General features: G+C 44.1%; 21 protein-coding genes. 8 read left to right on the plus strand and 13 right to left on the minus strand.

From position 1 onward, the window contains the following. The first annotated feature begins 62 nt into the window (after positions 1-62). The 7 genes from ACYVAA_RS02400 to ACYVAA_RS02430 all read left to right on the plus strand — a co-directional run bounded on the left by ACYVAA_RS02400 (position 63) and on the right by ACYVAA_RS02430 (position 10,073). Entirely contained in the window at positions 63-1,400 is a 1,338-nt protein-coding gene (locus ACYVAA_RS02400) for a DUF2254 domain-containing protein (RefSeq protein ID WP_460538434.1), read from the plus strand. Beyond that, a complete protein-coding gene (locus ACYVAA_RS02405; protein ID WP_460538435.1) occupies positions 1,397-2,134 on the plus strand; it encodes a class I SAM-dependent methyltransferase in 738 nt (245 codons plus the stop codon). The genes ACYVAA_RS02400 and ACYVAA_RS02405 overlap by 4 nt, the downstream gene beginning before the upstream one ends. Positions 2,135-2,237: 103 nt before the next feature. Then, on the plus strand, positions 2,238-5,186 hold the full coding sequence (locus ACYVAA_RS02410) for an FAD-binding and (Fe-S)-binding domain-containing protein (RefSeq protein ID WP_460538436.1): 2,949 nt from the start codon (positions 2,238-2,240) through the stop codon (positions 5,184-5,186). 163 nt (positions 5,187-5,349) lie between these two features. After that, positions 5,350-6,525 (plus strand): glycosyltransferase family 4 protein, encoded by a 1,176-nt coding sequence (locus tag ACYVAA_RS02415; RefSeq protein WP_460538438.1) that lies wholly within the window; start codon positions 5,350-5,352, stop codon positions 6,523-6,525. Positions 6,526-6,684: 159 nt separating this feature from the next. Next, positions 6,685-7,998 carry a glycosyltransferase family 4 protein gene (locus ACYVAA_RS02420; RefSeq protein WP_460538439.1) on the plus strand — a complete coding sequence of 438 codons (1,314 nt, stop codon included), beginning with the start codon at positions 6,685-6,687 and terminating at the stop codon, positions 7,996-7,998. Next, positions 7,979-9,070, plus strand: a complete 1,092-nt coding sequence (locus tag ACYVAA_RS02425; protein WP_460538440.1) for a DegT/DnrJ/EryC1/StrS family aminotransferase — start codon at positions 7,979-7,981, stop codon at positions 9,068-9,070. Before ACYVAA_RS02420 ends, ACYVAA_RS02425 begins: the two co-directional genes overlap by 20 nt. Positions 9,071-9,197: 127 nt before the next feature. After that, positions 9,198-10,073, plus strand: a complete 876-nt coding sequence (locus ACYVAA_RS02430; RefSeq protein WP_460538441.1) for a DUF6528 family protein — start codon at positions 9,198-9,200, stop codon at positions 10,071-10,073. A gap of 129 nt (positions 10,074-10,202) precedes the next feature. Here the strand turns inward: ACYVAA_RS02430 and ACYVAA_RS02435 are convergent, their stop codons facing one another. The 6 genes from ACYVAA_RS02435 to ACYVAA_RS02460 form a co-directional block, all read right to left on the minus strand. Beyond that, complete coding sequence (locus ACYVAA_RS02435) at positions 10,203-11,684, minus strand: lipopolysaccharide biosynthesis protein (RefSeq protein WP_460538442.1); 1,482 nt, start codon at positions 11,682-11,684, stop codon at positions 10,203-10,205. A 3-nt stretch (positions 11,685-11,687) separates the two neighbouring features. Continuing rightward, positions 11,688-12,404 carry a class I SAM-dependent methyltransferase gene (locus tag ACYVAA_RS02440; protein WP_460538443.1) on the minus strand — a complete coding sequence of 239 codons (717 nt, stop codon included), beginning with the start codon at positions 12,402-12,404 and terminating at the stop codon, positions 11,688-11,690. 53 nt (positions 12,405-12,457) lie between these two features. Then, complete coding sequence (locus tag ACYVAA_RS02445) at positions 12,458-13,315, minus strand: glycosyltransferase family 2 protein (protein WP_460538444.1); 858 nt, start codon at positions 13,313-13,315, stop codon at positions 12,458-12,460. A 15-nt stretch (positions 13,316-13,330) separates the two neighbouring features. Continuing rightward, positions 13,331-14,041, minus strand: a complete 711-nt coding sequence (locus tag ACYVAA_RS02450) for a class I SAM-dependent methyltransferase (protein WP_460538445.1) — start codon at positions 14,039-14,041, stop codon at positions 13,331-13,333. Beyond that, positions 14,025-16,460 carry a YfhO family protein gene (locus ACYVAA_RS02455; protein ID WP_460538447.1) on the minus strand — a complete coding sequence of 812 codons (2,436 nt, stop codon included), beginning with the start codon at positions 16,458-16,460 and terminating at the stop codon, positions 14,025-14,027. The genes ACYVAA_RS02450 and ACYVAA_RS02455 overlap by 17 nt, the downstream gene beginning before the upstream one ends. Positions 16,461-16,711: 251 nt before the next feature. Continuing rightward, positions 16,712-17,224 carry a YybH family protein gene (locus ACYVAA_RS02460; protein ID WP_460538448.1) on the minus strand — a complete coding sequence of 171 codons (513 nt, stop codon included), beginning with the start codon at positions 17,222-17,224 and terminating at the stop codon, positions 16,712-16,714. Between the two features lie 389 nt (positions 17,225-17,613). On the opposite strand from ACYVAA_RS02460, the gene ACYVAA_RS02465 reads away from it, so the two are divergent. After that, positions 17,614-18,459: a hydroxymethylglutaryl-CoA lyase gene (locus ACYVAA_RS02465; protein WP_460538449.1), complete on the plus strand. Its 846-nt coding sequence runs from the start codon at positions 17,614-17,616 to the stop codon at positions 18,457-18,459. A 229-nt stretch (positions 18,460-18,688) separates the two neighbouring features. On the opposite strand, the gene dprA is transcribed toward ACYVAA_RS02465, so the two are convergent. From dprA to ACYVAA_RS02500, 7 genes are all read right to left on the minus strand, one after another. After that, positions 18,689-19,807 carry a DNA-processing protein DprA gene (gene dprA / locus ACYVAA_RS02470; protein WP_460538450.1) on the minus strand — a complete coding sequence of 373 codons (1,119 nt, stop codon included), beginning with the start codon at positions 19,805-19,807 and terminating at the stop codon, positions 18,689-18,691. Then, positions 19,788-20,141, minus strand: coding sequence for a MerR family transcriptional regulator (locus ACYVAA_RS02475; RefSeq protein ID WP_460538451.1), 354 nt, complete (start codon positions 20,139-20,141; stop codon positions 19,788-19,790). The genes dprA and ACYVAA_RS02475 overlap by 20 nt, the downstream gene beginning before the upstream one ends. Before the next feature lie 144 nt (positions 20,142-20,285). Beyond that, the gene (gene argH, locus ACYVAA_RS02480; protein ID WP_460538452.1) at positions 20,286-21,620 is read right to left on the minus strand and encodes an argininosuccinate lyase; all 1,335 of its coding nucleotides are present in this window, start codon (positions 21,618-21,620) and stop codon (positions 20,286-20,288) included. Positions 21,621-21,734: 114 nt separating this feature from the next. Continuing rightward, complete coding sequence (locus ACYVAA_RS02485) at positions 21,735-22,802, minus strand: M20 family metallo-hydrolase (protein ID WP_460538453.1); 1,068 nt, start codon at positions 22,800-22,802, stop codon at positions 21,735-21,737. A 41-nt stretch (positions 22,803-22,843) separates the two neighbouring features. After that, entirely contained in the window at positions 22,844-23,644 is an 801-nt protein-coding gene (gene argB, locus ACYVAA_RS02490; RefSeq protein WP_460538455.1) for an acetylglutamate kinase, read from the minus strand. Between the two features lie 33 nt (positions 23,645-23,677). After that, positions 23,678-24,619, minus strand: a complete 942-nt coding sequence (locus ACYVAA_RS02495) for a Rossmann-fold NAD(P)-binding domain-containing protein (RefSeq protein WP_460538457.1) — start codon at positions 24,617-24,619, stop codon at positions 23,678-23,680. Positions 24,620-24,817: 198 nt separating this feature from the next. Beyond that, positions 24,818-25,963, minus strand: coding sequence for an aspartate aminotransferase family protein (locus ACYVAA_RS02500; RefSeq protein ID WP_460538458.1), 1,146 nt, complete (start codon positions 25,961-25,963; stop codon positions 24,818-24,820). Between the last annotated feature and the right edge of the window lie 90 nt (positions 25,964-26,053).

Raw genomic sequence — 26,053 nt, forward strand, 5'->3', positions numbered from 1 at the left:
CTGTTTCCTAATAAAAAATTGTTTCTTGATTTAAAGAATGTTGGGTTTTAGACGCTAAAAGAGTGAAGACAAAGCTTGTTTATTTTTGGTCCAATTTGCAGTCCAGTTTTTGGTTTATTCCATTACAGCTGATATTGCTCGCCATATTTGCCTCAATTGGATCGGTGTATTTAGATAATGTATTGGAATTTGAACCAAAAGGGATTCTCCGTTATTTCCTGATCGGAAGTGTCGATTCCGCGAGGAGTATTTTATCCATCATTGCCGGGGCGATGATAGGTGTAGCAGGTACGGTTTTTTCCATTACTCTTGTTGCATTGACCTTGGCATCTTCGCAGTTTGGTCCCCGGTTATTGCAAAATTTCATGCATGACCGAATCAACCAAGTTGTTTTGGGCTCGTATATAGCCACTTTCATGTATTGTTTGTTGGTACTGAACGCTGTGAAATCGACAGACAGCTTTACTTTTTTACCAAGCATTTCAATAATGATAGCCCTGCTACTTGCAGTGATAAATATTTTCTTATTGGTCATTTTTATCCATCATATTTCTGTAAGCATACAGGCAGATCAGGTGATCTCCAACGTAAACGACCTGCTGAACAGAAACTTTAAAAATCTCTTTCCTCTAGAAAATAGCAATGATAAAAATAGTTTAAATAAACAGCAGCTTAAGGAGCTAAAGGATAGAGCAAGGTATAAAACAGTGGTGTCGGTAAAAGAAAGTGGGTATGTGCAGACGGTCAGTCGTTCGGACCTTATGGAGTTGGCTACGGATATCAATGGAGTGATAGAAATAAAGAAACATGCCGGGCATTTTTTGGTAAAGGGACAGGAGGTGTTTGAGGTGTTTTCTGGGGAGGAAATAGACGAAGAAGCAGAGGATAGGATGAGGGATGCCTTGATTATTGGAAGAAAAAGGACATCCACACAGGATGCAGAGTTTGCCATCAGGCAAATGGTGGAGGTGGCAGCCAGGGCGCTATCCCCAGGAGTGAACGATCCTTATACCGCCATTACCTGTATCGATAAATTGACAGATTCGATTTGTTACCTCACCAAAGTAGATCTTCCTAACGGGCAGTGCTTTGATGAGGAAGGGGAATTAAGGTTGATCACTAAGGTGATTAGCTTTGATGGAGTCGTGAGTGTAGCCTTTAATCAAATAAGGCAATATGGTCAGCACAGTCCCGCGGTATTGATCCGGTTAATGGATGCGATGGTGACCATATTTACCATGGCAAAGAAGAAGCATCATCAGCAAATCATTTCCGAGCACGCAGAGATGATCTTGATGGCTGGAAAAGAGCATTTTGGTGAGCGTAATGACTTTCAGGACCTTAAGGAAAGGTACGATGAACTGAAAAGCCATTACCAAGAACCTAAGGATAAATCATGAAGGATAATTTTTCTGGACATGCAAAGGATTATTCCCTATTCCGACCGCGGTACCCTAGGGAGCTTTTTGACTTTTTATTCAGTCTAGTCCCTCAAAAGGAAGCTGCATGGGACTGCGCGACCGGAAACGGGCAAGTGGCCGAGGTGCTCAGCAACGTTTTTGGTAGGGTGGAGGCCACCGATATAAGTAAAGAGCAGCTTGAGCAGGCGCCGAAGTCTAGGAATATCAACTATTCGATTCAAGCGGCAGAGAAAACTGCGTTTTCAAGCGAAAGTTTTGATCTTATCACCGTAGCTCAAGCTGTCCATTGGTTTGATTTTGAACCGTTTTTCAAAGAGGTAAACAGGACTTTAAAGCCTTCTGGGATCATTGCCTTGATAGGCTATGGATTAGTGGAGGTGGAAGGCTTAAAAGAGCTCATCCATTATTTTTATCAGGAGGTAGTCGGGCCATATTGGGATCCTGAAAGGAGATATATTGAAGAACAATACCAAGCAATCCCCTTTGATTTTGAGGAGGTGGTGCCTCCCAAAATATCCTTAAAAAGCCATTGGAGTATAGACCAGCTATTGGGGTACCTGAATACTTGGTCGGCAGTGAAGCATTATGAAAAAGCAAAAGGGAAAAACCCTTTAGATCTGGTAAAACAAGAGTTTGTTCATGGCTGGGGCAGCGAGCCGAGCAAAGCGGTGGAGTTTCCTTTGATTCTGAAGGTTGGAAGGAAGAAGAAGTGATTGGTGTGCTTTTTTGACCGATGAGATTGAGTGACTGAAGTTTTTTCAATAGATATTTTGTTTTATTATTTATTTGTTCCGCTAACTGTTTTAATTTTATGGCATGTCTAATAAACCAGAGAATTTGTCACCTTTTTTGGCGAAGTTGGCCGAAGAATTAGAAGGTGATTTGCATTACAATCAGTTAATGAGAACCCTTTATGCCACAGATGCCTCTGTGTATAGGGAGTTACCTTTGGCGGTGGCACTGCCAAAGACCAAAGAAGATATTAAAAAACTCATCGGGTTTGCGCGAACGCATAATACGTCCCTTATTCCTCGAACAGCCGGAACCTCCTTGGCCGGGCAATGTGTTGGGGACGGCATTGTGGTGGATGTCTCCAAGTATTTTACCCGGATTTTGGAATTCAATAAAGAAGAAGGGTGGGTGCGTGTACAACCGGGTGTGGTCCGGGATGAGCTGAATGCCTTTTTAAAACCCCACGGATACTTTTTTAGTCCGGTGACCTCTACGGCCAACCGGGCGATGATCGGGGGAATGGTGGGAAACAATTCCTGTGGGACTACTTCCATCATTTATGGCTCGACCAGAGAACATACCTTAGAAATTAAGACGCTTTTAAGTGATGGCTCGGAAGCCACTTTCGGCCGGGTATCCAAGGAGGAATTTGAGCAGAAAAAGTCCCAGAAAAATCTTGAAGGGGCCGTTTATCAGATGATCTTTGAGGAATTGGGCAATCCCGAAAATCAAGACAATATCAGAAAGCAGTTTCCCAAACCTTCCATCCAAAGGAGGAATACCGGCTATGCGGTGGATTATTTGTTGGAGTCAGAAGTTTTTACCGAGGGAAAACCGGCCTTTGATTTCTGCAAGCTACTTTGTGGCTCTGAGGGGACGTTGGCCTTTACTACTGAGATCAAGATCCATTTGGATCCCCTGCCAGCGCCCAAGGATGTGGTGGTCGCTGCCCATTTTAATACCATTCATGAAAGTATGAAGGCCACGCAGTTGGCCATGAAATATCATCCTACAGCCTGTGAGCTGATGGATAAGATTATTCTGGACTGCACCAAAGAAAATATCGAGCAAAGCAAGAACCGTTATTTTGTTGAAGGTGACCCAGAGGGGATTTTGATGATCGAATTCAGAGGGCAGACAGAGGAAGAAGCTTTGGGACAAGCCCAAAAAATGATCGAAGGCATGAAGACCGCAGGTCTGGGATATGCTTATCCGATCATCACGGGGGAGCGGACCAATAATGTATGGGCGCTGAGAAGTGCCGGACTGGGACTTCTGGCAAATATCCCCGGAGATGAAAAAGCGGTGGCCTGTATAGAGGATACGGCGGTAGACCTGGATGATCTGGCTGATTTTATTGATGAATTTGGTGAAATCATGAAGGGCTTTGGACAAAAACCCGTTCACTATGCCCATGCGGGAGCCGGAGAAATACACCTTCGACCTATCCTTGACCTAAAAAAGTCCAAGGATGTGGAGGAATTCTATAAAATTACCGAAGCGGTAGCCAAACTGGTCAAAAAATACGATGGTTCATTGAGTGGGGAGCATGGTGATGGAAGGGTACGTGCTGCCTTTATTCCGATCATGGTCGGGGAAGAGAACTACCAGCTTTTCCGAAGGATTAAAAAGGCCTGGGATCCCAATAATGTCTTCAATCCAGGGAAGATTGTGGATACTGCGCCGATGACCAGCTTCTTGCGCTATGAGCCGGATATGGCTACTCCTGAAATAGAAACCACCATGGATTTTGGCCATGTGGGGGGGATTTTAAGGGCTGCCGAAAAATGCAACGGTTCAGGAGATTGCCGGAAGCTGCCTGTTTCGGGCGGAACCATGTGTCCGAGCTATATGGCCACTAAAAATGAGAAAGACACCACTAGGGGCAGGGCCAATACGCTAAGGGAGTTTTTGACCAAAAACAACCAGCCTAATCCATTTGACCACCCAGAGATCAAAGAGGTGATGGATCTATGCCTTTCCTGTAAAGGCTGTACTTCAGAATGCCCATCGAATGTGGACATGGCCAGCTTAAAGGCTGAGTTTCTCCATCAGTACCATAAGACACATGGAGTGCCTTTGCGCAGCAAAGCTTTTGCCTATATTAATAATCTCAATGAACTGGGAAGCCTAGTCCCTGGGCTCACCAATTTCTTCATGACCAATAAATCCACGGGGTCCATGATGAAGAAATTCCTGGGGGTAGCCGAACAAAGGAGCTTGCCTACCATAGCAAAGGTCAATCTTAGGAATTGGTATAAAAAGAACTATAGTAAATTGCCTGAGCCCGTGAAAAAGGTGGGCACTGTCAATTTCTTCTGTGATGAATTCACCAATTTCAATGACACCGAGATAGGGGTGAAGGCAATCAAGCTGTTACGCTATTTGGGCTATGAGGTCAAGCTGAATGACCATCCTGAAAGTGGTAGAGGGGCCATTTCCAAAGGCCTATTGGACAGGGCTAAGGTGCTTGCCAATAAAAATGTAAGGCTTTTTAAGGATATTGTTAGCTTGGATGAACCTCTGGTAGGCGTGGAGCCTTCGGCCATTCTGAGCTTCAAAGACGAATACCCTAGATTGGTAGATAAAGATCTGGTGGGGGATGCCAAAAAACTCAAGCAGAACAGCATGATGGTTGACGAGTTTTTGGCCAAAGAGGCCATGAGGGGTAATATCACCGCTGACCAGTTTACCAAGGCCAGTAAAAAAGTGCTGCTGCATGGCCATTGCCATCAAAAGTCACTTTCTTCTGTGCAGTTTACCCAGCAACTATTGAGGCTTCCTGAGAACTATACTTTGGAGACCATTCCTTCGGGCTGTTGTGGCATGGCCGGGTCCTTTGGTTATGAAGAGGAGCATTATGAGGTCAGTATGAAGGTAGGGGAGCTGGTACTGTTTCCTGCGGTGAGAAAAGCCGAATCGGAAACGATAGTGGCCGCCCCGGGAACCAGCTGCAGGCATCAGATTGCTGATGGAACTGGGCGTAAAGCGCTCCATCCTATAGAAGTCCTGTTCGATGCGGCAGGTCTATAAATAAAGTGGTTGACAGGGTGTTATCGCCTGTCAACCTTTTTTATTGGTTTTTGTTTTTTGGTGTCATATTTGATGATGTGCATTTCACTGTATTTATAATTCGCCAAAGACCTGTATACCTTCATTTTTTAGGTATATATTTGTGTTTTTAAAGCAAGAGTTCATGCCAAAACTGATACGGATAACCACTGTACCCATTTCCCTAAAATTATTGCTCTCAGGCCAAATGAAATACATGAAAGCGGCCGGATGGGAGGTACAGATGGTAAGTGCGGACGGAAAAGAAATCAATGAAATCAGAAGAAAAGAGGGCTGTGAGCATTTTATGGTGCCTTTTACCAGAAAAATCACCCCTTTGCACGATCTTTTATGTCTGTGGAAACTTTACCAATTTTTTAAAAAGGAACAGCCGGATATTGTACATACCCATACCCCTAAGGCAGGTTTGTTGGGCATGATGGCCGCAAAATTTGCCGGGGTCAAAACGCGCATACACACTGTGGCGGGATTGCCCTATGTGGTGACTAAGGACAACACCCGTAAGCTACTGGAAAAAGCTGAAAAGTGGACTTTTGATTTTGCCACCCATGTCTGGCCCAATGCGGATTCCCTTAAGGATTTTATCGTAAAGGAGAAGTTGGTGGGTTCCAACAAGGTGGAAGTATTGGGGCACGGTTCCTCCAATGGTGTGGACCTGGAAAGATTTAACCGTGACAACCTTAAAGAGAACCATCTGGTAGCAGCTACCATGCGCGTGATGCCCGGAGAGAATGATTTTATCATTCTTGCCATAGGAAGGTTGGTCAAGGACAAGGGGATCCAAGAGCTGGTGGAGGCTTTTTTGAAGTCTAAGATTGTAAATCAATCTAAACTGGTGCTACTGGGTGACTTCGAACAGGACCTGAATCCTATTGATGAGGATGTGCTAAGAAAAATCGAAGACCACCCAAGAATCGTTCAAGTCAGCTGGTCGGATCATGTGGAACATTACCTGGCCATTTCGGATGTGCTGGTACATGCTTCACACAGGGAAGGCTTTCCCAATGTGCTGTTGGAAGCTGGAGCCATGCAGGTACCTGTGATCTGTTCCGATATTATAGGGAATTCGGACATTGTACAAAACAAGAAAACAGGTCTGGTGTTTCCCGTAAAAAACGTATCGATCCTTAAAGATGCCTTGGAGTTTGCATTTGTAAAGAGGGAATCCATGCAGGTTTTGGCAGATAATCTTTACAGGGAGGTTCGCCAGAAATATGATCGAAAGAAAATGCATGCCCTAATATTGGAAAAGTACAGAAGCTTGATTCAGCAAAAATCCTCAGAAAAAAGCAGTCAATGATCTGAAATAGTTGATCCATGTTCGGTGATCCGTTATCGGAGATTGCCTGCTGGGGTGAGGATGATATTATCCAGAGAATAGTACCTTGCCGTTTTTCACTTACGAACCTTTCAACTTTTACCCGTTCCAACCTTGGAGCGAAAATCCTATCTTTGCTGCATGAAAAGCACCAAAAAGGTTTTGATCATCACCTATTATTGGCCACCCAGTGCTGGATCGGGCGTACAGCGTTGGTTAAAATTTGCGAAATACCTTCCCGAAAATGGCTGGGAACCAGTGATATTTACTCCGGAAAATCCCGATTTTGAGCTGCAGGATAAATCGATGCTCCAAGAAATCTCCAAGAATCTGGAAGTGATCAAATTCCCGATTTGGGAACCGTATGGGCTTTTTAGGTCTTTTAAAAAACACAGCAAGAGCTCTTCGGCTGACCCCTTCAAAATTTTGGAAAAGAAGAAAAAAGGGTGGTTTGATAAGCTGATCATTTGGCTACGGGCCAACCTATTAGTACCCGATCCCAGGGTGTTTTGGGTAAAACCTGCAGTGGACTACCTGATGGATTTTACGGCTCGAAATCAGATTGATGCAGTGATCACCACAGGGCCACCCCATAGCATCCATTTGATAGGAAGGAACCTAAAGCGGAAAACAGGATTGCCCTGGATTGCTGATTTTAGAGATCCTTGGACGGGGTGGGGGTTCTTGGATGCCTTACCGATGACTCCGTTTATAAAAAAGAGGCACAAAAACATGGAAGTATCTGTCCTAAGTGAGGCAGATAGGGTGATCAGCGTCACCCCTTCTTTTGTGGCCAATTTTTCGAAGAAGGGAAAAAGAAAGGTCGACTTAATAACCAACGGATATGATGCGGAGGATTTAGGTGTGCTGTTAAATGACAAATCAAAAAATGACGACACTTTTGAGGTAGTCCATACTGGCGTGATCAATGTTTTTCAAAGCCCCCTTCCTTTTATAGAGGCTTTTAAGGAGTTGTTTGTTGAGAGTGGGGTGAAGGCCAAACTGACTTTTGTAGGACAAGTCAGTGAGGAGGTCAGAGAATTCATTCAGCAAGATAGCTGGCTAAAGGAACATACTGAGCTGATAGGCTATGTAAGCCATCGGAAGGTATTCGACTATTATCAAAGGGCTTCTGCTTTACTTCTTATACTCCCCAAGGGAAGCTATTCTAAAGGAAATATACCTGGGAAACTTTTTGAGTATCTGTCAACAGGGAAAAAGATCATCGGAATAGGTGATCCTCAGGGGGATGCTGCAGCGATTATTGGGCAAACCAGCGCAGGGAAGGTTTTAGCAGAAAATGATACCAAAGGAATGAAAGACTTCTTGGCACTTGTGTCGAATTCTCCTAAAAGCAGCACCCTTCCAATTGAAGTGCAACAGTTTGAAAGAAAATCATTAACCAAAAAATTGGCTAAAATACTTGATGAATTCAATGATGATACCGTTTCTTAACCTTCAAGCCATGCATCAGGATCTGGCTGACGACCTGAAGATGAAATTTGCTCAGGTAGTTGATCAGGGGCTTTTTTCTGGCGGAAGGGAAGTGGAGGTATTGGAAGATGCCATGCGGAATAGTTTGCAGATACCACATGCGATTGCCTGCGCAAATGGCTCAGATGCGCTGGAATTGGCATTGAGGGCTTTGGGGATCGGTCCAGATGATGAAGTTATAGTTCCTGCCCTTACATGGGTCTCCACAGCGGAAGCTGTTCACCTTACGGGAGCCAAAGCAGTGTTTTGTGATGTGGATGATAGGGGATTGATGGATGTCCAAAGTCTTCCAAAAATCATCGGAGCCCAAACCAAAGCGGTTATTCCGGTACATTTATATGGTCAGATGGTGGATATGAGCCCGCTGATGAATTTGGCAAAAGCCTATGGACTCTTTGTGGTGGAGGATACAGCCCAAGCTTTTGGGGCCACCCAAAAAGGTAAACCTGCAGGTGCTTGGGGGGATATTGGCTGTTTTAGTTTTTATCCCACAAAGAATTTAGGAGCCTTGGGAGAGGCGGGTATGTTGGCGACAGAGAATGACCACTATGCGCATAGACTGCGCCTATTGTTAAATCACGGCCAGGTTTGCCGTGATGAGCATCAGCTCATCGGAAGAAACAGCAGAATAGATACGCTGCAAGCAGCCTTTCTCAATGTTAAGTGGCCATATTTTAAGCTTTGGCAGGAAAAAAGGAAAAAATTAGCTGGCCTATACATGGAACAGCTGCAGCATCTAAAAGGGATCAGGGTCCCTGAGGGAATCCTTAAAGCAGATCATAATAGGCACCTTTTTACTATTCGGTTGGAAGAGAGGGATAAGCTCAAATCCTATCTGGCCGAAAAGGGAATCGGTACTGCCATACACTATCCTAGCTCAGTGCCGGCCACCATGGCTTTTGAGGGGCGGGGTGATTTTCCTATGGCCAATGAAATAGCACGCACGACGCTTTCTTTGCCGCTCCACCCTTATTTAGGGGAAAGTGAGGTAAGGCAGGTTTGTGAAGGGATCAGAAGTTTTTTTAAACAATGATCGGGTGATTTGCGGGATTTAAGTTTTGATCCTTTTATATATATTGGCGGAATTTTAAATTTCAATAGTTGATTCGAATTGCAGAAATCCGTAAAATTTTAGTAATTATGTAGGCAAAAGTCTGTGTATGAAACCTTATATCTTTCAACTGCTTGTTATTGTATTGTTTTCTTCTTGTAGCCTTACAAAGGAGACGAAGTCTTTTTTGGTTTGCGGTGATAGCAAAGTTTTATTGGTAGATTATGAGCAGTCCGTTGAAAATGAGTTTCATACTCTATGGGCCTGGGATGCACGGCAGGCGCTTGATTTACCTGAAGAATACAGAAACAATAAATTCAATACCATGGATGATTGCAAGCCAATAAAGGGCGGAGAGCAATTGTTGGTTTCCTCATCTTCCGGTGGCATAGCCCTTTTGGATGCTAAGGAGAGAAATGTATTGTTTTATGCATCTGTGCCCAATGCGCATTCAGTGGAGGTCTTGCCTGGGAATAGATTGGTTGCGGCTGCCTCTACACATAGTTCCGGAAATAAGATCATGCTTTTCGATATTCAAAAGAACGAGGAGGTCTTATTTGAGGATAGCTTATATTCTGCCCATGGTTTGGTTTGGCTTGAGGCAAGGAATTCCCTTTTCGCCTTAGGTTATGATGTGTTGAGAGAATACGACATGCCTGCAGAGAATCAGCTCCGACTCAAAAAAGAATGGAAAATCCCTGGAGAAGGAGGCCATGATCTTCAGCTTTCCGCCGATGGGAAGAAATTGTTTTTAACAGAACATACAGGAGCCTGGCTATTTGAATTGGAATCAGAGGAATTTAGAAAGGTGGAAAAGATCCGGGATGCAGAGAACATCAAGAGTCTTGGGGAACATCATTCGGGGCAGTTTATCCTCACCATCCCTGAAAAAAGCTGGTGGACACATCATGTTACTTTTTATTGGCCTGACAAGAAAATTGCCTTTCCGGATATGAAGGTTTACAAGGCGAGATGGTTTGAGTAAGTTATCCAGTAGAAAGGTCCTGGCATTAAACCTGGATTTCTTTATTAATTAACCTGAGTTTAGAAGAAAGTCACTTCAAGTTTAGGGAGAGAAAGCCCCGGAGGCCCACCATTTTATTCTGTTAGTTTTTTAGACAAGCTTTTTTAGGTATTTATCGACGACCATATTGAAGTCTGTGGAGCATTTGGTGAAATAAACGGCAGGTAAATAAAGGACCAGTACCAAGGTACCTTTAAAGACAAGGTTAAGGTAGATATTGTCAAGGTTAGAAATCCAATCTACCAAAAACAGCACTCCACCAATAATCAGAATGGTTTTGAGGTTTTCCGGGGAAAACGGACTCAATTGGTATTTTTTCCTGAGGAAGAAATACCTCATCCCATTGATCAAGGTCATACTGATCAGCGAGGCCAAAGCAGCGCCGGCCACACCCATTTCAGGAATCAAGAGGTAGTTGGAAATGATCAGCAGAGCCAGTGTGAGAAAGCCTATAAAGAGGTTGTAGTAATAGTGTTTGGACACGGCAATGATTTGATAATTGACGGAAGTAATGCAGTCCACCAACTGGGCAAGGGCGATAAAAAGCAAAACGGGAATGGCTGCTGCATAGCTTTCCCCCAAATATTCCCCCACACTGTAGCGGTTGCACCAGATCCCCAAAAACAGGAGGCCACCGACAACCAATAAGGTCTGGCTGCTCTTTTTATAGATTGATTGGATGTTAGTATAGTCCCGTTGGGCCATGGACTCAGAAATCGTTACGATGGACACTCGGCGGATGGCCTTGGCAGGAACACTGATGACCACGCCAAAAAAGAACAAGGTGGTATAAATCCCCACAGCATCTTCCCCCATCAGCCACTGGACCATATAAGCGTCAATGTATAGGATCAAACCGCCACTGAGTATTTCCAGAACTCCTGAGGTGGAAATGCCCGCTATTGTCTTTTTTTCATCAGGGGTAAATGGCCCTGGCTTTCCTAGCGTAAAGGTGTTTGCTCTTTTGAGCATGATAAAGGAAATCAACACAGGAAGAATGAAGATGGCCAGATTAAAATAGATAAGCTCCTGAAAGTCGATCCATTGGAAATAATAAAGTATCAGGGCAAGGATGGGCAAGAACTTTTGTATAATGCTGTCGGCAAAAACACCCGGTAAGGGCTGATGGTTGGTGCGGAGATAGGCGTCCAGGATATGCTGGAATACCCGAAACCCAATTACCACCAAAATTCCAGTATAGAAGGGGATATTGTAATTGAAGCCTTCAAAACCGCCATCGTGGGTTTGGAAAATAAAGGCTTTGGACAGGAGGAAAGCAGGAACGGCCAATATTGTTCCCACTAGTCCGACCAGCAGGGAAAAGGTGATAAAGCTCCTTTTCTTTTCCAACTTGTCCTTGAACTCGGGGATCATTTTCAGGGTGGTAAGGTTGGTGCCCAAAGTGAAAATAGAGGCAAAAAGGGCGGTGGTGTTCAGCACCAATTGAAGCAGGCCTATTTCCCCCTCCGACAGGATTTTAGGGCGCAGCAATGCAGAGCCCACAAAGCCAATCAGGATGCCGGCATAAGCAATGAGGGTAGTTTGGGATGACTGTTTCCTAATGATCCCCATTGATTAAGGTTTGATCCAAAAGGTGGTGTCAGAAAGTCCTGTGGTACAGGTATAGCTTTCCCAGTCCTTTAAAACTGTGAATGCAAGCTGGTAACTGGGGCGATCAGAATTGTCCAAGATCATCAATCCACCTGATTTAAGCTTGGAAAGTGAGTTGAGCAGGCAAGCTACCCTTGCCCTGCCGTCCACCAGAATAAAGTCAAAGTATTCCTCGGGGAATTCATCGGCCACATGGAAGTAATCCCAGAACTGTTTTTTGAATCGATAATCTGATTCTTTTAAGCCTAAGGTCTCAAAGAAGTGGGGGAGATGCTTGGGTTGGAAATTAGGCTTTTCAGCAATGAACCGATAGTCTATATTGTCCAGTTTGTTTTCTGCAAACCATTGTGAAACATGGTCATACCAGCCCTTATGGTGTTCCACACTGACCAATTTTTTGATTTTCTGCGCAAAAAACTTGGAACTGGCGCCACTGCCAAATTCCAATCCGATCATCTCTTTGTTCAGCCAGCTTTTTAGGAAATTTACTGCAGAGGGAGCAAACCAAGGGGTCGGCTTGTTCCACCATCGGAAAGTATAAAAAACACCTTTGATCAATGGGCGGAAGATACGATAGCGGAGATACTGCAGGCCATCACTTTTTTCACGCCTCCAGTTTTCATTGGGAAGGATACTTTTTTGCTGTGCTCTTGCTAGTTGCTCAATGATTGGGTTAGTCATATTAGTTGGATAATCCCCTGGCTTTTAAGATTCCAAACATAGGAAAAATAGCTTTATTTACCGCTTAACTTCTGAAAGATGTTTTTCCAGCGATACTGTCTGATAAATTTCCCTTCGGGAGCAGTGACAGCACGTGTTGTTCCATTAAAATGGGATTTTAAGTATCCGATAAAGCTATCCTTGAGATAGGATATTTTACCTTGCTTCCAACTGACCTTAATCATGGTGAGTAGGGCAATCCCAATATCGTACCTCATTCTGTACATGGCTTCTCCCTGCATGTATTTGGCTCTCTGTGAATAAGAGCTGGCGGTAGGCCGAAGGTGTTTTACCTTCAACTGTTCCAAGGTGACCACCTTATAGCCATGATACCTTGCCAAAAGTTCATCCACAGTGTCCCAGCCCATGGTACTTCTCAGTCCTCCCATTTTTTCAAAACAGTCTTTGACGTAGCTTTTGAAGGCTCCCCTTACATGGTCCTTGTTCATGGTATGGTGCAGTTTCCATTCACCATTTTCCTCTTCATAAGCAAAGCCTCCCGCAATTCCTACTTTGGGGTCATTTTCAAAGCAAGCGGCGATGGATTGAAAATAGTTTTCGGGAAGTATGAGGTCTGCGTCAAGTTTTACCATAAAATCAAAGGGCCTATCGACTTCCTTTAATCCTAATTGAAAAGCGGCAACCACTTTACTTCCTGGAAGCCTTGCGTGGTTTGCTGAAGTATTGACTTTTTTAAAAACGGGATACTTTTCGCAATATTTATCAATAATTGACGCTGTCTGGTCAGTGGAATTGTCGTTTACCAAAACTACTTGAGAAGGAAGGTGGCTCTGTTTCATCAGGGAATCCAGCATGCCCGGCAAAAACTTTTCCTCATTGTGCGCTGGTACAATCACACAGTAATCTAACATAAGGGGAATATTGGGTTAAAACAAGTTAAGGGGATTGTTGAAGAACCTGTCTTTCATCAAGTTCCATTTATTTTTAGGAGTGGGAGCTTGGATTTTACTTATCGGTTTGAAGATAAGGTACTGAAAATCATTTTCTTCATAAAAAACATTGTAGGACAGTGCCTTCTCCAGATAGAAGCCGTTTGCCGTAAGGCTTTCCACCAGTCCACCGATATTGATCATAGGTTCAATATACTGCAGGCTTTCAGGGTCGTTTTGGGCTTTCCATTGCAAGAAGCCAGGAGTGGGCAAATTGATAAATACAACAGAGTCCTTATGGGAATGTCTTTTGACTGCTTCAAATAAGCGAAAATGCTTATCAGAAGATATTTGTTGCAGGATTTCAGAAAGAATAAAAAAATCAAAAGTTTCCTCTTTATTGTCATACGCTTTCATCACGGCTTTTATAAAGCTCAGATTTTTTTGCCCTTCCCATAGTTTAGAAGCTTTGGCTATCGTTTCTTCATTGGGATCGACTCCTATTACTTTTCCTTTCTTTACTTTTTGGGCGATAAGGTGACTCAGCTCGCCTAGACCACAACCAGCCTCCAGTACTTTATGGTTTGATTTTAGTCCTTCCGCTATTAATTTTTCAAGGATATACATGTGCAGCACACTGGTCTCATTTTTTTTTGGATCAGATGTAAACTGGTCATAGAAACTGATGTACTTATCCTTTTCTTCCATTTTTTCTGAGTTTTTTAATGGATAAAATTGCTCCAGCGAGAAGTAGTAATATAATGAAATATTGGGATGATACCGCTATAAAAGAACCACGATAATAGCTAATAGGTTCAAAATTAAATATCACCTCTGATTGCCCTTTAGGTACCATTAATCCTCTTAGGAGATAGTTTACCCTTAGGATATCTGCTTCTTTACCATCGATGGTGGCCTTCCAGCCTTCAGGATAGTAAATTTCCGAAAATACCACCAGCCCTTCTTTTTTTGCATCGATGGTGTAGGTCAGTCGATTCGGTCTGTACTCTTTTAAAGTGGCAGTCCCTTCTCCGGCAGTTGCCTGAAAATCATCGGTATTGACCGTGGCCTGCGCTTTGGTGTCAAGGGAAGCTATTAGGCTAATTTCTTCGTCATTGGAACTCACAGGAATGATTTCTTTTGGAAACCATGCGGGGCCATTGGCCTGAGGGTTTTCAAAGACAGCCGTTTCAGCACTGCCAGCCATCAGGTACTTGGTATTGAGCATATTAACGGCATTCAATGACTGAAAATCAAAATCTCCTTCCTGAGCTTTCTGGATGAACTGGCTGATCTCCGGATGCAGTACTTGGTCTATCAAATCCTGATATCTTCTCATTTTGGCACCATGATAGCCCCCGATACTGTTGAATCGGTAGCTGGTTCTGGCCTCTTGAAAGGTGTTTTGAAGGTTAAGTACTCTGAAATAGCCTTTGTCCTCCATTATTTTTTTGTCCGCAGGGCTGGGGGCAAAATAACTTTCACTCGGGCTCTTTTGCAGCGAACGGTCATTGAGGTAGCGTTTGTTCACTGTCCAAACATCGGCGATGACAAGAACAGCTATGCCAAGGCTTGCATAAAGGTAGTTGGTTTTACCTTTCAAGGCCAGAAAGATAATTGTGGCACTAAGTACAATAAAGGCGAGGCTCCTGAAGGCATCTTTTTGAAGCATGGCCTTTCGGTCTTCGCGAAGTGCTTTTGCCAGCCAATCCGGGAAATTTGCATCGGCGACACCTTTGAAACCAAAAGCTTCTGCGAAGAGGATGAGCAGTAGGGTAAGCCCACCGACAAGTCCAAAAGCCATAAAGAGGGCTTTCAGCTTTTTCTTTTCATTGGTATCTGCAAAGAGGTTTTCCAAGCCGATGCAGCCCAACACTGGAATTGCAAAAAGAGTAATGCCCAGGGCCATGGATACTGCACGGAATTTATTATATCCAGGCAAGGTATCGAAAAGGGTGAAGTTGAACCAGGCCAGGTTTTTGCCCCAAGCAAGCATCAGTGAAATTACGGTAATGGTCACAAAGATGTTTCTGAACCGATTTGGGGCATAGATGATTCCGATCACAAACAGGAAGACCATAATGATGCTGCCGTAAATCGGCCCGCCTGTGAAAGGTTGGTCTCCCCAGTAGGTCGGAGCTCCTTTGATAAAGTTATTGAGCTGGGCCCCAGACACACCGTTTTGCTGGAGGGCTTTTTCTGTATGGGAGCCCTCACCTAGGTCTTCCTGGCTGGCACCACCGGAAAAATTGGGAATCAAGAGGGTCATGGATTCCAGTTTCCCTTGGGACCAGCTAAAAGCATAATCTTTGCTCAGTCCAGCCTTATTCTCGCTGCTGCCCTCCAAGGTTTTTTCTCCTCTAATGGAATATTTGCCGTATTCCAACACGGAGATCAGACGGCTTGTGTTAGCCCCGACGGCAAGGATTCCCCCGAGAATAAGGAGTCCGGCAATTTTGCCAAATTCAGCGAGCCGATTTTGTTTAATATAATAGATGAGCTGACCAATCGCATAGATCAATACAACGATCAGGGTATAATAAGTGATCTGCAGGTGATTGAAGCGGATTTGCAGCATCAGTGCCAAAGCTGTAATGGCAAAGCCCAGAAGTTTTTTCCCTTCAAAGGCCATATGGATGCCTGCAAGTAGGAGGGGGATAAGGCATATCGCCCATATTTTGGAATTGTGACCTGCTTCCAGACTGAGCATGTGAAAGGTGTTGAAGGCAAAAGCCCAAGCTCCCATGACCGATATTTCAGGCCTGACTTTTAAAGTAAGCAGCAGTAAATACATGCTAAGCATCCCAAAAAACAGTCCGTTGATGGGGTGGGGAAGCCCCAGTGTCAAGGCACTTATTACCGCCCTTGAAATGTCTCCTGGATATTCTGTGCTGATCAAATAAGCTGGCATCCCGCCAAACATGCTGTTGGTCCATAGCGCTTCTTCCCCGGTGTTCTCCCGGAAATCAATTACTTCCTTAGCGGAACCTTCCCACTGGAGAATATCATTTTGGAAGATCATTTTTCCGTCAAAAATCATTGGGGAAAAATACAGTACGATCAAGATGTAAAAAGAAACAATCCCTAAGAGGTGCGGTAAGACCTCCTTTTTAAAGTTGATTTGCATGCTGCTGATTTGGTTATCACAATGTCAAAATGATGTGCAAATTAAAAATTAATGTGGATTTCTAATAGGGATTGAATTGAGATGTTTGAAGGGATATTGTCTGCAGGTATTCAGAAATTCAAAATTATCCCAAAAAGATCCATTGATCAATTTTTTGCCGGGGGAGTCGTAAAACAATAACAGGTGTAGCTTTTACGCTACACCTGGCTAAATGATGTTTTATGGGGTATACAAGGCTTTTAAAATCTGTTTTATTCTTCAGGTGATAGGTTAGAATTGGATATATCCCTGAAGAGTTTCCATTCTCCATCTTCTTTTTGCCAAAGCACCAGGTATTTACCATGGTCAGCTTCGGTATCTCCCACATGGAGAGTGTACTCTCCCTCTTCCACAAGAAGGTCTTCCGTTCCCCATAGATCGACTAATTTAAGTTCCACCTTGGTGATATCCGATTGCATCAGACCGGAAAACGTAGACTGGATGTTCATTCTTCCAGAAATAGCCGGAGCGCCTTCCATCATAAACTTGGCGTCCTGTGCATATAACCCGGCCAAACCTGCAGAATCAGAAGCCGAAAAGAAATCCATAAATTTCTGGTTTTGGGCTTCTATTTCCATTTTGGCAGCACTCAAATCAAACATGGGTTCCATGACCATTTCTTCTGTCTCTTTTGCCTCTTCTGTTTTTTGGCCGCAACTGGTAATGGAATAAGCGAAGAATAGCCCTATTGATAACAAGGACAAAATTGATGTTGAATTTTTCATAGTAGAGTTTTTTATTGTGGCCTACTCTGATCGGTTTTCGGCTTCTCCGTAATCAAAATTCCAAATGAATGTGACTCGAAAGCACTGATGTGTTTTGCTTTTTTGGTCAACAAATCTTCTGTAAAATTACAGTTTTTGAACCACTTTTGGAATAAAATAAGGTGGTTAAATGGCTGTTTTTGTGTTGTTTATGGTTTTGTGGTGAGTTGGTTTTAAACAAGTTAGCTTTTTCAGATTCCCGTATTTTAAGCTGTATTCCAATGTCGTGTAGCAACCTTCAGTATTTAGTCATATGCATAAGGGCTTGCGATGTCTAGAAGTCCAATGGGATTATTAATCCCAATAAATTTCTTTAATTTCGATCATTACTTTTAAAGGATCTATTTATCATGAAAATCATAGAATGTCCAAGGGATGCCATGCAGGGCCGTGAGGAGTTTATCGATACGGCTATCAAGGCAGCTTATATCAACCAGCTTTTGGAAGTGGGGTTTGATACCGTGGATTTTGGGAGTTTTGTTAGTCCTAAGGCCATGCCGCAGATGCGGGATACCGCTGAGCTTTTGGAATTACTGGATCTTTTTCATTCCAAATCAAAGTTGTTGGCCATTGTGGCCAATAAAAGAGGTGCCGAGGATGCCCTACACTTTGAGGAGATCGATTATTTAGGTTTTCCACTGTCCATCTCTGAGACCTTCCAGTTAAGGAACACCAATAAGACTGTTAAGGAAGCGTTGGAAACGGTGGAGGATATCCAGAACCTTTGTGAGGTAAAAGGAAAGACCTTGGTGACTTATCTGAGTATGGGGTTTGGCAATCCTTACGGAGAGCCATTTTCCTCAGAGATCGTCGCTGAATTTGTGAGCAAGCTGGATGAGATCGGGATCAAAATCATCGCCCTGTCTGATACCATTGGAGTGGCAGAGCCAAAGTTGATAGAAGAGCTTTTTACAGCGAGTATTCAAGCTTATCCGGAAATCGAGTTTGGAGCACATTTTCACAGCCGACCTGAGACCATTGCAGAAAAACTAGAAGCAGGATTGCGTGGGGGATGCAGGAGATTTGATGGGGCCATAAATGGATATGGGGGCTGTCCCATGGCCAATGATGCGCTAGTGGGGAATGTGGCCACAGAAAAGATGATAGAGGTACTGGAAAAGAACGGTTATGATTTGGAGATAAATAAGGAAGAGTTTGGGGAGGCGATGAAACTGGCCAGGTTTGTTTTTGGGTGAACAGTCTACGAATTTATTTTAGAAGTTTGGGTTGTTTCAAGTGGTGCATTATAACCACGGAGGCGTGGAGAAACACAAAGTTTTTAGTTCGAGCTATTGGTCATTTGTAATTAGGAATTTTGCTAAGGTGTATTTGGTATCCGTTCTTATGGGAGGGTCGGAATTGCAAATTCCGACCAGTTGCTATTTCCGATTCTCCAATGCTATAATTTCCCAATCTTTCAATTTCTTAAGCCAACGTATATTTCTTGCCTGGTAGAGACTTTACCAGACCTTGGAATTCCAGATTGAGCAGGAGTGAGGCCAGTTGGGAGACGGGAAGTTGACTTTGCCAACTGAGTTGGTCGATTTCCAATTCTTTAAATTCCGTAAGAAGTGAAAGAATACTTTTCTCGGATGCAGAGAACTGGCTGAGATCCAGTTGGGGAGATGTTATTTGGGGTTCTTCATCTGCTTTTGTCCAGGAAAGGGCTTCCTGAATGTCTTTGGCGCCGGTGTAGATACTGGCTTTCATGGAGCGGATCAGGTTGTTGCAGCCTTCACTGTAGGTGTTTTGGAGGTTGCCCGGCACGGCAAATACTTCCCGGTTATAGCTGTAAGCAATTTCAGCGGTTATCAAAGCCCCTCCTTTTTTTGCTGCTTCCACCACAATTATGGCGTCTGATAGTGCCGCGATGATGCGGTTCCTAGCGGGAAAGTTGTTGGGGTTCAGTTTGGTGCCGATTTTATATTCGGACACCAGGCCACCTTTTTCATACATGCTTTGGACGGTATTTCTGTGTATTGCTGGATAAATGGTTTCCAGGCTGTTTCCGAGAATGGCGATAGTAGGAAGGTCAAATTCAAGAGCTGCCCGGTGTGCCGTGATATCAATGCCATAGGCCAGCCCACTGATCACGGTGGGGCTGAAGGGCGCCAGTCCCTCTATGATTTTTCGGGTAGTGCTTTTTCCGTACGCTGAAGCGTTTCTGGTACCGACTATGCCAATGGTCTTTGAAGGGTTAAATTCGACATTTCCTTTAGAAAAAACCAAAACAGGGGAGTCGATATAGGATTTCAGACGGGAGGGATAGCTTTTGTCCTGATAAGTGTGAATGCTAATCCTGTGCTCTAAGCAATCATCCAGGATTTTTTCAGCTTCCTTAAGAAAGGTGTCTTTTTTATTCCTGATTGCCAAAAGCTTTTCACCTATGCCGGGGATTTTTGCCGCTTTGCCGTTGGGAAGGTTGAAAAATCGCTGTGCCGAACCACAGTAACTGATGATGTTTTTAAAGGCATAGGGCCCCAGTTTTGGGATCAGGCTAAGGGCAATTGTATGTTGTAATGCTTCATCCGTGGTTTTCTCCATGAATATTGTTGCGAATTTCCATTAAAAAGTTCCTGATCTCCTTCAGGCGGTTGACCATATTGGCTTTGTCGGAAATCTCATACTGGTCTTTCTTGATGATTTCCTGAGCCCCTTGAAGGGTATAGCCTTTTTCTTTTACCAAATGAAAAATTAAGCCGATCTTTTCGATGTCTTCCTTGGTAAACCTGCGGTTGCCTTTTTTGTCCTTCTTGGGTTTGATGATGTCAAATTCACCTTCCCAATAACGGATCAGGGAAGTGGCCACTTTGAATTTTTCGGCAACTTCTCCTATGGAGTAATATTTCTTCTCTATTTCTCTTTCTTTGTACGGCACCGCTCATGATTTAAGATTCAAAATAACGAATTTCTGATAAAGATGGCAATGGTAAAAGAGTATTTAGTAGTCAGTATTGAGTATTGAGCTAGACACTAGACTTCTAAAGTCCAGTGTCTAGCGTCTTGTGTCTCATTTCCAAAATTATTCCTCCAGCAGCTTCTTATAGCTTGCTTCAATTTTTCCAAAGTCAAATTTGGCGAGTGCATAGTCCATTTTCCTTTTGATCTGGTCCAGACAAAGCTGGCCAATGCTTCCTTCATGCGTGTGTTTGACGGTGTGAGCAGGGGCAAAGTCATCCCTTTCAATGTCCAGCCCTACTTTTTTATAGGCATCCCTGAAGGGCATTCCTTCAAGTACCAATCGGTTTACTTCTTCCACACTGAATAGGTGTTTGTAGAATTGGTCGTCTAAAAGCTCCGATTTCACCTCAATATGTTCCAGCATGAATTTGGTTATCTGCAGACAGTCCTTGAGCTTTTCAAAATCCGGGAACGTGGTTTCCTTCAATAACTGCAAATCCCGGTGATAGCCCGTGGTGGTGTTGGTCATCTGCATCATCAGGTTTTGGGGACCGCTCTGGATTTGATTGGCTTTGGCACGGAGTAATTCAAATACGTCCGGATTCTTTTTGTGCGGCATGATACTCGAACCGGTGGTCAGGTTGTCGGGAAATTTGACAAAGCCGAAATGTTGGTTCATAAAAATGATCATGTCCGAAGCCAGTCTGTTCAAGGTTCCCGCAAGTCCAGCCATGGCAAAGGCAATGACTTTTTCGGTTTTTCCCCGGCCATTTTGGGCATTGATGACATTGTAATGCATTTCTTTGAAGCCCAGCAAAGCTGTGGTCATGGAGCGGTTTAGCGGGAAAGAAGAGCCGTATCCGGCTGCGGACCCCAATGGGTTTCTGTCGGCCAGGTTATAGGCAGCCTGCCATAATTCCAGGTCTTCCGTGAGTGATTCTGCCAATGAACCAAACCAAAGTCCAAAAGAAGACGGCATGGCCAACTGGGTGTGGGTATAGCCCGGCATCAGATCTTTTTGGTGTTTATCTGCCAGTTTAACCAGTTGGTCAAACAGTGCCTTGGTTGTTTCCAAGACCTCTTGGATTTCAGCGCGATAATAAAGTTTTAGGTCCACCGCCACCTGGTCATTTCGGGATCGGCCGCTGTGAAGTTTTTTGCCCACATCACCATACCTTTCGGTCAACAAGAATTCTACTTGGGAGTGAACATCTTCCACTCCTGGGGCGATTTCGAACGTGCCGTCCTGGATCTCTGCATAGATTTTTTTTAGCCCCTTTTTTAGCGTGGCCAATTCTTCCTTGGTGAGCAAGCCAATGCTTTCTAGCATGGTGGCATGCGCCAATGAACCCAGTACATCGAAGGGAGCCAGTACTATATCAAATTCCGGATCACGGCCGATCGTGAATTGCTCGACTTCCTTGGTACTCGTGGTGTTTTTTTGCCAAAGTTTCATGATGGTATATTTATCTCTGGTTTTTTCTTGTAGTTATTGAGCCTCTAGGCTGTAGTGTGTGAATAGTATTCTGTGATCGGTGATCTTTATTTTTTGATCACCGATTTCTAATAACTATCGGGTACTTATTTTAAAGTATGATCTCAAAATTTCAACATACCTATCAATTCCCTGATCGATTTCATCCAAATAAATAAACTCGTCCGGTGTATGGGATCGTGCTGAATCTCCGGGGCCGATTTTGATGGAAGGATAAGGGATCAATGCCTGGTCGGACAAGGTAGGACTTCCGTAGCACTTTAGCTGCAATTTATGGATTACCTCCCAGATTTTATGGTCTTTCGGCAGGGCCGAGGAATTCAGGCGCATTGATCTGGGCTGAAGATCAGCTTTCAATACTTCCTTTAATTCATCCAAAGCTTCCTGAAGAGTATAGCTGTCCGTTACACGTACATCCAAGGTATACACACATTTGTCCGGTACCACATTGTGCTGGGAGCCTGATTGGATGATGGTAGCGGATACCTTGCTTTCTCCCAGATAATCAGATACCCTTTTGAATTTATAATCTTTGATGACATTCAGGTCAGGCAGGGCTTCATATAGGGCGTTGATGCCTTCATTTCTGGCTGCATGACCGGCTTTTCCGTTGACGGTGGCATCTATGACCATCAGTCCCTTTTCTGCGACAGCCACATCCAAAAGGGTAGGCTCTCCCACGATGGCAAGATGGATTTCCGGCAAGTCTTCAAGTAGGGAAGCAATACCGTTTTTTCCACTGATTTCTTCCTCAGCAGTAGCCGCTAATATTAAATTATAAGGGAGTTCTTGATCGTGAAAATGTACAAAAGCAGCGATCAAACTGACCAGACAGCCTCCGGCATCATTGCTGCCCAATCCATAGAGCTTTCCATCTTCGACAATGGCTTTATAGGGATCTTTGGTATAACCGTTATTGGGTTTTACAGTGTCATGGTGTGAGTTGAGCAGGATGCTGGACAAACTGGGATCAAAGTGCCTGTTGACCGCCCACACATTGTTCTGTTTTCTGTTGACCTTTATTCCTTTTTTGACAAGAAAATCAGCCAACAGCTGGGCAGTGTTTTCTTCCTCCCGGCTTAGGGAAGGTGTTTCTATTATTTGCTGAAGAAGCTGTTTGGCATCTTCCTTTAGTTTTTGCATGTATGAGCAGAATCTAATCTTCCTAATATACTTGAATCGGATCAATAGAGATCGTAGCGATGCCTTTCGATATTGGTGCCCGATTTTTTCCCCTTTGCTGCCAAAATCAGGTTCTCAGCTTTACCTAGCCAAACATTGCTGACCCCTTTTTGCAGGGCGGCGAAGGCATTGTCCAGCTTAGGGATCATGCCCGAATGGATGACATTGTCTTTTTTGAGCTCATCGTAGATGTCCTCATTGATTTTTGGAACCAGAGAATCATCGTTGTCTTCATCAAGCAAAACCCCTGCTTTGTTAAAGCAGAAATAAAGTCTTACAGTATGTTTAACGGCCATTGAAGTGGCTATTTCAGAAGCGATCGTATCCGCATTAGTGTTCAGTAAATTGCCTTTTTTGTCGTGCGTAATGGCTGAAAAAACCGGGACAATGTCCTTTTCCAGCAAGACATCCAAAAGTTCTGTATCGATCTGCTTTACATCCCCGACAAATCCATAATCTATGTCCTTGACAGGACGTTTGGCTGATTTGATCAGATTTCCATCCGCTCCGGTAAAACCCATGGCATTTTGCTCAAGCTGTTGCAGCTTGGCTACTATCTTTTTATTGATCAAACCGGCATATACCATGGTCACTACATCCAGCGTGGCGGCATCGGTAATTCTCCGGCCCTCTACCATTTTTGCTTCTATGCCAAGACTTTCCCCGAATTTGGAAGCCATGACTCCACCGCCATGAATGAGGATTTTCTTTCCTTCCAGCCGGGCAAATAAGGATAAAAACTCGTGGAGTTTTTCGGGGTTGTCAATGACATTACCGCCGATTTTGACAATGCTGATTTTCATGATTGGTTTAAAGGTTGTTAGTGGTTATATAGTTTATTTTATAATCTCACTCAACGCTGCCTGAGCAGCAAAAATCCGGTTTTTGGCCTGATACTGGACTAAACTTCTTTCACCATCCAAAATTTCATCCGAAAGCTCCACATTTCTTCTTACCGGCAGGCAATGCATTACTTTTGCCTGGGGAGCATTGATCAGCTTTTGCTCATTCAGCATCCAGGATTCATCGGTACAAAGGATCTTGCCGTACTCATTGAAGGCGCTCCAGTTTTTCACATAAACGAAATCCGCATCAGCGAGGGCTTTGTCCTGATCGTATTCGATGGTGGCTCCTTTTGTGAACCTTTCATCCAGTTCATACCCCGTTGGGTGGGTGATGGTAACATCATGGCCGCAGCCGATGGACCATTCCGCAAAGGAATTGGCTACTGCATGGGGGATGGCCTTGATGTGTGGGGCCCAGGTCAAGACCACTTTTGGTTTGTCTTTTTTCTTATGTTCTTCAATGGTGACCATATCGGCCAAGCTTTGCAGGGGGTGGCGGATGGCACTCTCCAAACTTACTACCGGTAAACCACTATGCTTGATGAATTGATGAAGAATGAAGTCTTCACTGTCTTCTTTTTTATTGGTCAGGGAAGGGAAGGCCCTCAACGCCAGCACATCAAAATAGCTGCCCAAAACCCCGGCCGCATCTTTGATATGTTCTACCTTGTTCTGGTTCATCACCGCACCATCTTCCATTTCCAAGGCCCAGCCTTCTTTGTCCATGTTGAGCACGATGGCTTCCATCCCCAGGTTAGAAGCAGCGATTTGGGTGCTGACACGGGTCCTCAGGCTAGGGTTCAAAAATAGCAGTCCAATTCTCTTTCCAGCGCCCAGGCTCTTGTCCAAAAGCGGGTTTTGCTTGTATTCCAATGCTTTTTGGACGAGTCGATCTGCGAGGCTTTTGTTTTCAAATTGGGTATAGTACTTCATTTATTAATAGTGTTCTGGTGGTTAGATGGAACTTTCCTATGCAAATCAATACCGAAAAGGTACCGATGAAAGGATGATAGGGAGGTTTCATCGCATAAATTTAGTTGTTCCGCAAACGGTTTTGCCAAAGACAAAACATTCACCTTTTTAGAGAAAAGGTGAATGTTGGTACTATGGATTTTATAAGATGAAGACCGATTACTGCACTTTATTGGCCGTCAATACCGTCTTTAACTTTTGGATAAATAAAGTTAAGGTTTTTGCATCAATATTCAGCGGTGGAAGCAGACGAATCGTATGTTTGCCTCCTGAGCTTCCCGTAAATATCTTATGCTCATGGATTAAAGCTGATCGAACTGGAGCCGCCTCGGTTTCCAGGTCAAAGCCAATCATCAAACCTCGGCCTCTTACTTCAGTCACTCCCTCGATCGCATTCAGTTCTTTGATCAATACTTCTCCACTTGCTTTTGCGGCTTCAATAAGGTTTTCTTCGTCAATGACTTCCAGTACCGCCAGTGCAGCAGAGCAAGCCAAGTGGTTCCCGCCAAAGGTGGTTCCCAGCAAGCCATGGGAAGCCTTAAAGTCAGGGCTGATCAATACTCCGCCAATTGGGAAACCGTTGCCCATTCCCTTTGCTACAGTAATCAGGTCCGGACGTAAGCCTTCTACCCATTGGTGGGCGAAGAATTTGCCCGTACGCGCATATCCGGACTGGACTTCATCCAGGATCAGTTTGGCACCGTACTGTTTGGTTAGCTTTGAAAGCCCCAAAAGGAACTCATCGTTGGGTACCTGAATACCACCAACACCTTGGATGCCTTCTACAATCACGCCCGCGATATCTCCTTTTGCCAGTTGCTGCTCCACAGCTTCAAGATCATTGAAAGGAAGGATATGTACGTGCTCATGTTCATTGAAAGGAGCTATGATTTTAGGATTGTCCGTCAAGGCAACGGCGCCAGAAGTCCTTCCGTGAAAGCCCTTGGTAAAGGCTATAAATCCTTTTTTGCCTGTATCAAAAGAAGCCAGTTTTATCGCGTTTTCATTGGCCTCAGCTCCTGAGTTGCACAGGAAAAGGTCAAAGTCGGGGTAGCCGGAAAGTTCTCCAAGTTTGGTGGCCAGTTCCTGTTGGATTGGGATTTGGACCGAATTGGAATAAAAAGCGATGTTTTCCAGTTGCTCTTTAATCCGTTTGGTATAATGGGGATGGCTATGGCCGATACTGATGACGGCATGGCCGCCGTATAAGTCTATATATTCTGTTCCCTGATCATCCCATATTTTAGCTCCTGAAGCTTTGACCGGGGTGACATTGATCAGAGGGTATACATCAAATGGTTTCATGGTTTTGGTTAAGATGTTCTTGAGTTAAGCTGGAATAGGGGAATGGACCACCGTCAAATGATCCTGATTGGCCGTTGACCAATGAATTAT

Source organism: Echinicola sediminis, assembly GCF_054777495.1.